Annotated in this window: 1 protein-coding gene; it reads right to left on the reverse strand. The window is 58.2% G+C overall.

Annotation, left to right across the window (positions count from 1 at the left end; translation table 11 throughout):
* Positions 1-562: integrase core domain-containing protein (locus H7847_RS26635; RefSeq protein WP_227272748.1), on the reverse strand; the 562-nt coding region annotated here is incomplete at both ends.

The raw sequence follows: 562 nt of genomic DNA on the forward strand, positions 1-562 counted from the left end.
GGTCAAGGCCTGCTGAGCGGAGCCTTTGCGGAGCTCAAGCGAAGCAGGCCGGGTGGCACGGTTGAGATTGGCGAAGACGGTCGGAGCCAGCCCGCCAAGCGATGTGTGTGGTCTTTGCGTGTTGTAGTCGATCCTCCAGTTTTCGATGATCTTTCGGGCCTCGGCGAGATTGCCAAAGATGTGCTCGTTCAGGCATTCGTCGCGCAGTCGGCCATTGAAGCTCTCCACAAACGCGTTTTGCGTTGGCTTTCCGGGGGCGATGTAATGCCAACCGACGCCCGTATCCTGGCACCATCTGAGCACCGCGTGAGATGTCATTTCCGTCCCGTTATCGGAGACGATCATGTCGGGCTGACCGCGCCGTCTGATCAGGTCATCCAGTTCACGTGTCATTCGCGCCCCAGACAGAGAGCGATCCACCACAGTTGCCAAGGCTTCGCGGGTGCAATCATCCACGATGCACAGCACGCGGAACCGCTGGCCATCTTCAAAAGCGTCAGACACAAAGTCGAGAGATCCCGTTGACCGGTAGGCGATTTTGCAATGCAAAATCTGCCGAGAG

Origin of the sequence: Roseobacter weihaiensis, from assembly GCF_020622345.1 — a bacterium.
GTDB classification, from domain to species: Bacteria; Pseudomonadota; Alphaproteobacteria; order Rhodobacterales; family Rhodobacteraceae; genus Roseobacter; species Roseobacter weihaiensis.